This window comes from Ruegeria intermedia, from assembly GCF_900129345.1.
Classification (GTDB): domain Bacteria; phylum Pseudomonadota; class Alphaproteobacteria; order Rhodobacterales; family Rhodobacteraceae; genus Ruegeria; species Ruegeria intermedia.
Genome location: NZ_FQVK01000050.1, coordinates 1 through 7054, shown reverse-complemented (window position 1 = coordinate 7054; position 7054 = coordinate 1). Strand labels below are relative to the sequence as shown.

General features: G+C 65.9%; 8 protein-coding genes and 1 pseudogene. All 9 read left to right on the top strand.

What is annotated here, in order from left to right; all coding sequences use genetic code 11:
* On the top strand, positions 1-441 hold a 441-nt coding region (locus F3H26_RS19545; RefSeq protein ID WP_223162587.1), incomplete at its 5' end, for a hypothetical protein.
* Positions 431-913, top strand: a complete 483-nt coding sequence (locus tag F3H26_RS18800) for a hypothetical protein (protein ID WP_149777506.1) — start codon at positions 431-433, stop codon at positions 911-913. The genes F3H26_RS19545 and F3H26_RS18800, both read left to right, overlap by 11 nt.
* The gene (locus F3H26_RS18795; protein WP_149777505.1) at positions 910-1788 is read left to right on the top strand and encodes an ATP-binding protein; all 879 of its coding nucleotides are present in this window, start codon (positions 910-912) and stop codon (positions 1786-1788) included. The genes F3H26_RS18800 and F3H26_RS18795 overlap by 4 nt, the downstream gene beginning before the upstream one ends.
* Positions 1789-1807: 19 nt before the next feature.
* Positions 1808-2401: a hypothetical protein gene (locus tag F3H26_RS18790; RefSeq protein WP_149777504.1), complete on the top strand. Its 594-nt coding sequence runs from the start codon at positions 1808-1810 to the stop codon at positions 2399-2401.
* A gap of 47 nt (positions 2402-2448) precedes the next feature.
* Complete coding sequence (locus tag F3H26_RS18785) at positions 2449-2907, top strand: hypothetical protein (protein ID WP_223162586.1); 459 nt, start codon at positions 2449-2451, stop codon at positions 2905-2907.
* Entirely contained in the window at positions 2904-3329 is a 426-nt protein-coding gene (locus F3H26_RS18780; protein ID WP_149777502.1) for a DUF6511 domain-containing protein, read from the top strand. The genes F3H26_RS18785 and F3H26_RS18780 overlap by 4 nt, the downstream gene beginning before the upstream one ends.
* Positions 3326-4087: a PD-(D/E)XK nuclease family protein gene (locus tag F3H26_RS18775; RefSeq protein ID WP_149777501.1), complete on the top strand. Its 762-nt coding sequence runs from the start codon at positions 3326-3328 to the stop codon at positions 4085-4087. The genes F3H26_RS18780 and F3H26_RS18775 overlap by 4 nt, the downstream gene beginning before the upstream one ends.
* 44 nt (positions 4088-4131) lie before the next feature.
* Positions 4132-6459, top strand: a complete 2328-nt coding sequence (locus tag F3H26_RS18770) for an AAA family ATPase (protein WP_223162585.1) — start codon at positions 4132-4134, stop codon at positions 6457-6459.
* Positions 6456-7054, top strand: a pseudogene (locus F3H26_RS20120) (hypothetical protein); the annotation flags it as partial. The gene F3H26_RS18770 and the pseudogene F3H26_RS20120, both read left to right, overlap by 4 nt.

Here is a 7054-nt window from a genome sequence, read left to right as displayed (position 1 = left end):
ACTTTTCAGGCGACGACATCCGATCTCGGCCTGCGCCGCGACCAGATCCACGAGGCCCGCCAGATCCGCGATGCCGAGGCCACCGAACCCGGCATCGTCCGGCGCGTTCTGAACGAGCGCCTCGAACGCGGGGAGGAACCGACCCGCGCCGCTTTGCGCAAGATGGTGATTGACGCGGCCAGGAGGGGGATGCGCCCGCAGCGCCCCACCGGCCGCCGCAATCCCCTCCATGTCCCGCCGACGCCCGAGCGCGCCGCCTGGCAGCATGTGACCGGCACGTTTCGGGCATTCGCCGAATGGGCTTCGGACGAAAACCTCGCGCTCGCCCGGCAGGGCATGCGCGAGGCGCGGGACGACCCGTTCCACCATCTCGACGCCCGGGCCATCGCCCGCGGCGCCGAGGTCTTCACCAACATCAAGGAGTGGCTCGATGCTGAATAGCCAATCCGCGGCCTTTGCCGCATCCGTCTGGGAGTTTGCCTCCCGTGTGGGCAACAACGCGCCCAGGATCGCCGACGAGATCATGGAGGCGGCCTTTCCGCTGACCTGTTCGCAGGCGCGCGAGGAAGGCGCGTTGCGCATGCTGCGCACCGGGATCGTCTCGGAGGTCAAGCGCATCCTGCGCAATCGGGATGACGGGTCGGGCCAGGCGGATTTCTCGGAGATCTGCGCGGCCTTCGCGCCGCTCGTGAAGGACCTGCGCTCGAAATCCTATTTCGTCGAGAGCGCAGAGGAATATGTCGCGATCCCCGATCTGATCGCCGATCCCGCGCTGCTCGACGACGCACGGCGCTTCATGCGGCGCAAGGGGATCGAATGCCTCGCAGAGGCGGATCGGCTGGACGCGCTCTACGCCGCCGTGAGCAGCGGTGATCCCGTGGCGCCCCGCAAACCGCAGGGGGTGCCGGCATGACCCTTCCCATCATCACCGCCGATGAGCGGCTCGCGGAGACGCGCGGCGTCAAGGCCGCCATCTTCGGGGCCAGCGGCGCGGGCAAGACCACGCTGTTGCGCACCCTCCAGGCAAGCACGACGCTGTTCTTCGACCTCGAAGCGGGCGATCTCGCCGTCGACGGGTTGGCGATCGACACGATCCGCCCGCGCACCTGGACCGAATGCAGGGATTTCGCGGTGTTCATCGGCGGAGCCAACCCGGCCCTGCGCGATGACCAGCCCTACAGCCGGGCGCATTTCGATGCGGTCTGCGAGAAGTTCGGCGATCCGGCCGCGCTCGACAGGTACGACACGATCTTCGTCGATTCGATCACCGTGGCTGGCAGGCTCTGCTTCCAGTGGTGCAAGGGCCAGCCGGAGGCGCATTCCGACAAGACCGGCAAGCCCGACGTGCGCGGCGCCTATGGGCTGCACGGGCGCGAGATGATCGGCTGGCTCACGCATCTCCAGCACACGCGGGCGAAGAACGTGATCTTCGTCGGCATCCTCGACGAGAAGCTCGACGACTTCAATCGCAAGCAGTTCGTGCCCCAGATCGAGGGCTCGAAGACCGGGCTGGAACTGCCGGGCATCGTCGACGAGGTGCTGACACTGACATCGCTGCCCGATGCACAAGGCGAGCTGCGGCGGGTCTTCGTCTGCCAGACGCAGAACCCCTGGGGCTATCCGGCCAAGGACCGCTCCGGTCGGCTGGAGATGCTCGAGCCCCCCGATCTCGGTCGCCTGATCGACAAGATCCACCAACCGCTGCCGCTCGATGCGCGCCCACTGGTGATCGACCCGCCATCGATTCCGGCGCCTGCCGCCGCCCCGCAATCCGATCCCCAAACCTGAACCGAGAAGGAGAGACCCCATGGGTTCCTGGAACGATTTCAACGACGCGCAATCCAACGCAAACCTCATCCCCAAGGGCACCCTCGCCAAGGTGCGGCTGACGATCCGGCCCGGTGGTTTCGACGACCCCGCGCAGGGCTGGACCGGGGGCTATGCCACCCGCGGCTCGACCGGCGCGGTCTATCTCAACGGCGAATTCACCGTGCTCGAGGGACAATACGCCCGGCGCAAGATCTTCACCCTGATCGGGCTTTACAGCCCCAAGGGGCCGGACTGGGCCAACATGGGCCGCAGCCTGATCCGGGGCATGCTGAACTCGGCGCGGGGGATTTCCGACAAGGACCAGTCGCCCCAGGCGCAGGCGGCGCGACGCATCGGCGGCTTTGCCGATCTCGACGGGCTGGAGTTCGTGGCCCGGATCGATATCGGCACCGACGCCATGGGCGAGGAGAAGAACGAGATCCGCGCGGCGGTGACGCCGGATCATCGCGACTATGCCCGGATCATGGGGACGGCAGGCGCAGCTGCTCCGACCTTTTCGTCGCCTGCAAAGCAGGCTGCCTACGATGCGCAAGCGCCGGCTCCGGCGGGCCGTCCTTCCTGGGCGGATTGATCATGCCTATGCCTGCGATTGACATGAGGGGCCGTGTCTTCGGCCTTTTGACCGTGGTGGAGCGCTATGGCGCTTCACCCAGACCGAAATGGCTTTGTCGCTGCGCTTGCGGAAACCTGACCGTCAAGGATGGAAGCCGCTTGCGTCAAGGAAATGTCAAAAGCTGCGGCTGCGCAACCCGCGCGATGATCTCGGCTGCTCGCCGCACGCACGGGATGACGGGGCACCGTCTGGACAACATTCGCAGAGGCATGATTGCACGGTGCCACAACCCGCGATCAAAGGATTACAAGCGCTACGGCGCACGCGGCATTCGGGTGTGCCAGGAATGGCGGGATACCCCTGCTTCTTTCTATGACTGGGCACGTGCGAACGGGTATGCGCACGATCTGAGTATTGACCGCATTGATGCATCGGGCGGTTACAATCCTGACAATTGCCGGTGGATTCCGCTGTCTGAAAACGTCGCGCGCGCAAGACGCGCAAAGCGTCAGAACGCGGCATGAACCATGTCGCGCAAGTCTCATCCGCGCCCGCAGAGGCTCCGGATCGACCGGGCCGTGATCGCCTCTGGCATCCGCGTTTCCACCTTTGTGCCGTCTGCCTGCGCCCGGCGCAGGGCTTCGGCTTTTTCGACCCCGACAAACCGCGCCCGCGCAAACACCGCTGGTTCTGCTCGATGCCCTGCCAGCGGGGGTTCGCGGCCCGTCACAGGAAAGGACTGACCATGATCGGAACGACCGAGGAAGAACGCCTCGCCATCGCATTGGTGATGAAGCGGCTGGGTCGCTTGATGGGCGATATCGGCTGGCAGAAGCGCCTCTGTGACCTCTCCGAGACCGAGGTTACGGCCCTGATCGAGGAGGTGTTGGAAGGCTACGGCGCCGAGATGTCGCGCTTCGCTCAAAAGGCGGAGGTGCCGTTTTGACGCTGGACTTCAACCATAGACCGAGCATCGCCGAACGCATCAATGCGGCTGTTGACGCCGCTCTCGAAGCCGAACGCGCCGCGACCCCGCCGCGTGACTATCTCGGCGCCTCCCGCCTGGGGCAATCCTGCGAGCGGGCGCTTCAGTTCGAGTTTGCCCATGCGCCCAAGGACGAGGGCCAGGAGTTCTCCGGCCGGTCGCTCCGGATCTTCGCCATCGGGCATGCCCTCGAGGATCTCGCCATCAAGTGGTTGCGGGCAGCCGGGATCGATCTCGTCACCCGGAAGCGCGATGGCGGCCAGTTCGGCTTTTCCGTCGCGGGCGGACGCATCCGTGGCCATGTCGACGGGATCGTCATGGGCGCCCCCGCCGCCACGGGTCTGCGCACGCCCGCGCTCTGGGAATGCAAGACCATGAACGCAAAGAACTGGCGCGAGACGGTGGCCAAGGGGGTGACCGTCGCCAAGCCCGTCTATGCCGCCCAGATCGCGCTCTACCAGGCCTACATGGAAGCCACGGTGCCCGGTCTCTCGACCAACCCGGCGCTCTTCACCGCGATCAACAAGGACACCGCCGAGTTGCACCACGAGCTGGTGCCCTTCGATGCCGAGCTCGCGCAGCGCATGTCGGATCGCGCGGTGAGGATCCTCCGGGGCACCCACGCGGGCGAGTTGCTGCCGCGCGTGGCCCAGAACCGGGATTTCTTCGAATGCCGGTTCTGCCCATGGGCCGAACGCTGCTGGAGCCTGCCCGGATGAGTGACGCCCCCAAGGACCCGCCCGAACCACCCGAGGACACCCACATGCGCGATGACAGCACGACCGACCGCCCCGAGGCCAACCTCGTCCATTTCAACCCCTGGCGCGATTTCAACGACGCGGCCCCCATGCTCGACCCGTTCGGCGACGAGCCGGACCCCGCGCAGATCGCCTCCTTCATGGAGGTGGTCTTTGGCTACTGCGACGGGCTGATCCCGGTGCGCAGCTTCATCGACAAGGGACAGGGGATCGACGGCCGGCCGCACAACATCTGGATCTCGGCCGACGAGACGGCGCCCGAGAAGATGGCGACCTTCGCCCACTGGGCCGCGAGAGAGGGCGCTGCGGTTTATGTCATCCCCGGCACCGTGACAGAGTCCGGCCAGGCCAAGGCCGCCGACGTGGCGCGGATGCAGGCCGTCGTCGTGGATATCGACAGCGGCGATATTGCCGCCAAACGCGCCCATCTCGAGCGCCATCTCGGTCCGCCCACCATGGTGGTGGAAAGCGGTGGCATCACGCCCGAGGGCCAGCACAAGGCCCACGTCTGGTGGAAGCTCACCGAGCCCGCCGAGGGCGACGATATCCGGCGCCTCTGCCGGTTGCGCGGCGACATCGCCGCGAAGGTCGGGGGCGACATGCATTTCCGCTCGGCGCATCAGCCGATCCGGGTGGCGGGATCCGTTTACTACAAGAACAACCTCAAGACGCTGGTGCGGATCGTCGAGATGAACGCCGGGCTCGAGCGCGATCTCGACGAGTTCGCCGAGGCCGTGGCCGACATGCCGCCCGCGCCGGGCGTGAACCTGACGCCTGACTTCGCCACGCCCGACAAGCCCGCCGTGGAGGATGTGCTGGTCACCCCGGTGCGCGAGGGCGGCGCCGACGACTGGTCGCGCTTCGAGGGTGCCTCGGCCGCCATCGGCCATTTCATCCGGCTGGTCCACGAGGGCCGCCTCTCGAAGAGCGAGGGCTGGGAGGCGATCTGCGGATACAATGCCGCGATGCTGCGGCCCCAGTGGCCGGTTGAGCGGCTCAAGCGCGAATCCGAACGCCTGTGGGCGCGTCATGTCGAACGCCACGGCCCGCCGCTCGTCCGGCTCGACAGCGCCGCGCCGGTGCCCGACGAGATGCCCAGCTTCACGCTGGGGCAGCTGCTCGACGACCAGAGCCCCATGCCCGCCGACCTGATCGGCCCCCGCGTGCTGACGCCGGGCGGGCTCCTGGTGCTCGGCGGCGCACCCAAGGTGGGCAAGAGCGATCTCCTGATCTCCTGGCTCGTGCACATGGCCGCCGGTGTGCCGTTTCTGGGCTTCACCCCGCCGCGGCCCTTGCGGATCTTCTACCTGCAGGCCGAGATCCAGTATCACTACCTGCGCGAGCGCATGCAGCAGATCGGCCTGCCAGCGGAGCTGATCGCCGCCGCGCGCGACAACCTCGTCGTCACGCCGAAGCTGAAGATGCTGCTCGACGCCGAAGGCAGCGCCCGCGTGGCCGCGGCGATCCGGGTCGCGTTCCCCGACGATGCCCTCGACATCCTCTGCATCGACCCGATCCGCAACCTCTTCGACGGCGGGCCCGATGGCGGGGGCGAGAACGACAACGCCGCGATGATGTTCTTCCTCAAGGACCGGGTCGAAGTGCTGCGCGATCACGTCAACCCAGACTGCGGCCTGATCCTCGTCCACCACACCAAGAAGCTGTCGAAGCACCAGGTGAAGGAGGATCCGTTCCTAGCGCTTTCCGGGGCCAGCGCGCTCAGGGGTTTCTACACCACCGGCCTGATCCTGCATCGGCCGGACGAGGAGGCATCGGAGCGGAAGCTGGAGATCGAGCTCCGGAACGGCCCCGCGCTGAAGCCCAAGCTCGTCGACAAGGTCAATGGGGCGTGGGTCGAGGTCAACCCGATGAACGAACGGCTCGTGCGCGCCGAACAGGGGGCGAAGTTCGATGCGGAGCGGGATCGCAAGGGCGAGGTCATCGTCGACATTCTCCACCGCGAGGCGCGCTCGGGGCGCATGTACACCATGACCCTCTTTGCCGAGGCCTTCGAGAACAAGAGCGGCCTCAGCGGGCAGACCAGCATTCGCGAGAGGCTGAACGTCCTGACCACCAAGGGGATCGTCAAGTTCGTCAAGGGCAATGCCGCCAGCGATCTTGGCCTCGCCTCGGACCGCAGCAAGTACGGCTATCTCTGCGTCGAGCACATGGAACTGGCGACCGGAGAGGAAGCCACCGATCCGGAGACCGGCGAGGTCACCCCGGTTCATGTCCGGGTGTTTCCGAGCCACTACAAATGCCCCCAGACCGGGGCCGTTCTGCCGGTCGAAAACCCCGCTGTCTGGGTCTATCCGGAAGGGGGTGAAGCATGAGTTTCCGCTCTCTGACCCCACCCGAAATCTGGACGCCGAAATCCGAAATCTGGCCAGATTTCGCGAAATCTGAAATCTGCGCGCAATCTGGAATCTGGGTTTTCCGCCCGTTTTTCAATGGCTTGATGCATCCGTGTCAGATTTCGGACGGTTTGATCCGGAATCTGACCCGCAATCTGGATTTCCTCAATGAAATCATAGGGTTTTGCCAGATTCCAGATTTCGGAAAAGGCACCCCTAAAGGGGTGGGTGGACTCCCCCCGTCAGGTGGGGAGGTCCACCACCCACCCCTGGGCGATTTCGTCCACAGCGACTCTGTCCATCCCTTCATCGAGCAGCCGGAAAAAAGGAGCCCCCAAATGGCCGCACCATCAACCTTTCCATCATCCACCATCCTTGCCCTCGATCTGGGCACCACAACCGGCTGGGCCTTGCGAGGGGCTGACGGCCTGATCACCACCGGCACGGTCAGCTTCCATCCCGGCCGCTTCGACGGTGGCGGCATGCGGTATCTGCGCTTCACCAACTGGCTGAGCGAGATCGATCGGCTATCCGGGCCGGTGGAGGCGATCTGGTTCGAGGAAGTCCGTCGCCA

Excerpts from the sequence above, each read along its gene's own strand:
- F3H26_RS18800 (WP_149777506.1), top strand. The coding sequence starts at position 431 with ATGCTGAATAGCCAATCCGCGGCCTTTGCCGCATCCGTCTGGGAGTTT.
- F3H26_RS18795 (WP_149777505.1), top strand. The coding sequence starts at position 910 with ATGACCCTTCCCATCATCACCGCCGATGAGCGGCTCGCGGAGACGCGC.
- F3H26_RS18790 (WP_149777504.1), top strand. The coding sequence starts at position 1,808 with ATGGGTTCCTGGAACGATTTCAACGACGCGCAATCCAACGCAAACCTC.
- F3H26_RS18780 (WP_149777502.1), top strand. The coding sequence starts at position 2,904 with ATGAACCATGTCGCGCAAGTCTCATCCGCGCCCGCAGAGGCTCCGGAT.
- F3H26_RS18770 (WP_223162585.1), top strand. The coding sequence starts at position 4,132 with ATGCGCGATGACAGCACGACCGACCGCCCCGAGGCCAACCTCGTCCAT.